General features: G+C 69.4%; 3 protein-coding genes. 2 read left to right on the forward strand and 1 reads right to left on the reverse strand.

The annotated features are described in order from the left end of the window. Both LLG88_03510 and LLG88_03515 read left to right on the forward strand, forming a co-directional pair. On the forward strand, positions 1–474 hold a 474-nt coding region (locus LLG88_03510), incomplete at its 5' end, for a glutamine synthetase (protein ID MCE5245975.1). 175 nt (positions 475–649) lie between these two features. Further along, the gene (locus LLG88_03515) at positions 650–1,714 is read left to right on the forward strand and encodes a DsbA family protein (protein ID MCE5245976.1); all 1,065 of its coding nucleotides are present in this window, start codon (positions 650–652) and stop codon (positions 1,712–1,714) included. A gap of 171 nt (positions 1,715–1,885) precedes the next feature. Here LLG88_03515 and LLG88_03520 read toward each other — a convergent pair. Then, on the reverse strand, positions 1,886–2,145 hold a 260-nt coding region (locus LLG88_03520), incomplete at its 5' end, for a hypothetical protein (protein MCE5245977.1).

Below are 2,145 nucleotides of genomic sequence, written 5' to 3' on the forward strand. Positions count from 1 at the left end.
GTGACCAACCCGATCGTCAACTCGTTCAAGCGGCTCGTCCCCGGCTACGAGGCGCCGACCAACATCGCCTGGTCGGAGCGGAACCGCAGCCCGCTGGCCCGCGTTCCCGCGCGCCGCGGCGTCGGCACGCGGATCGAGGTCCGCATGCCCGACCCGTCGTGCAACCCCTACCTCGCCTTCGCGGCGATGCTCTGCGCCGGGCTCGACGGCATGGACAAGAAGATCGACTGCGGCCCGCCGGTCAACAAGGACATCTTCCAGATGAGCGAGCGCGAGAAGCGGCGCCTCAGGATCGAGAACCTGCCGGCGAACCTCAAGGAGGCGGTCGAGGCGCTGGAGAAGGACAACGTGGTGCTCGACGCGCTCGGCCCGCACATCGCCGAGCACTTCATCGCCGGGAAGCTGCAGGACTGGCACGACTACATCAGCGTCGTCCATCCCTGGGAGCTCGAGCGCTACCTTTCGGTGCACTGACCGACCTGCCCGCGGCGCGGCCGGCGCGGGCGCGCGGGCGGCGATCGACGGGGGAGGCGCGGCGACGCGCCTCCCGTTTCGCGTCGGGGGAGACGGCCGTTTGACCCTGCGGGGCTTTCGCCGCAGACTCCGCGCGGGCCATCAGGGGGTCCTTCAGGCCCTGCGGAGACAACGAATGACGAATCGCTGGACGTGGGTGGCGCTCGGCGCGGCGCTCGTCGCGCTGGGACTTTCGGGATGCAAGCAGAAGGCCGCGCAGCCGGCGGCCGCTCCGGCGGGCGCGGCGGCGAGCGAGTCGGTCGTGGCCAAGTTCGCCGGCGGCTCGGTCACCACGGCCGAGCTCGAGAAGGAGATGAAGCCGGTCCGCGTCCAGTTGGATCGAAAGCGCTGGATGGCCGAGCAGCAGGAGCGGACCAACGCGCTGAAGCAGTTGGTCGCGAAGAAGCTCATGGCGGCCGAGGCGACGAAGCGCGGCACGAACGAAGAGGGGCTGATGCGCGACCTGGCCTCCAAGGTGCCGCCGCCGAGCGAGACCGAGCTGAAGTCGTTCTACGAAGCCAACAAGGGCCAGATGGGCGGCGCGCCGTACGAAGCGATGCGGCCGCGGATCGGCCAGTACCTGATGAGCCAGCGCTTCCAGCAGGCGCAGGGGCAGCTGCTCGACCAGCTCGCCTCGCAGGCCAACATCCAGATCACGCTCGCGCCGGAGCCGGGGCCGCGCGTCGAGATCGCCGCGGTCGGGCCGAGCAAGGGGCCGCAGAACGCGCCGGTGACGGTGATCGCCTTCTCCGACTTCCAGTGCCCGTACTGCGCGAAGGCCCGCGAGGCCGTGGACCAGGTCGTCAAGACCTACGGCGACAAGGTGCGGGTCGTCTTCCGCGACTACCCGCTGCCGATGCACCCGATGGCCGCCAAGGCGGCCGAGGCCGGGCAGTGCGCGGCCGCGCAGGGGAAGTTCTGGGAGCTGCACGACTACCTCTTCGCGCATCAGGACAAGCTGGCCCCGGCGGACCTCAAGGCCGCGGCGCGGCAGGTCGGCCTGGACGGCGGCAAGTTCGACGGCTGCCTCGACGGCGGGCAGATGGCCAAGACGGTGGAAGAGAGCGTCGCCGCGGGCAAGGACGCGGTGGTCGAGGGAACGCCGTCGTTCTTCATCAACGGCCAGCTGATGCCGGGTCCGGCGACGTTCGAGAGCTTCAAGCTGATGATCGACGCGGAGCTGAAGCGGCTCGGCCGCTGACCGTTCCGCGGAGTGCTTGAGCGGGGCGTCCTTCGCGGGCGCCCCGCTCTTCTTTTGACCGCGGCCGCGCGAAGGCCGGCGCGGGAAAGAAAAAGGCCGGCGCGCCGCAAAGGCGTCCGGCCAAGTCGTTTTCGAAGAAGGTGATCGCGGACCCGCGGGCCCGCCGAAACGTCAAGCGGTGATGGCGGCCGTGTGGCGGTAGGCGCCAAGGATCAGGAAGCCCTTGTTCGTCTCGACAGCCATCCAATTGCGGTAGACCTTGTTGCGGTTCAGATCCAGGACGTAGGCCACGCCTTCGAAGTTGAAGTCGATGAGCTTCGGTTCCTGGGTCGGCTGCACCCGACGGCTGCGGGTGGTCTTGCGAAGCGAGCTGCTCGTCATGGCTTGTTGCCCTCGACGCGAGCGCCCGTTGGGGGGCCGCGAAAGTTCAC

Source organism: bacterium (genome assembly GCA_021372775.1).
Lineage (GTDB): Bacteria > Acidobacteriota > Polarisedimenticolia > J045 > J045 > JAJFTU01.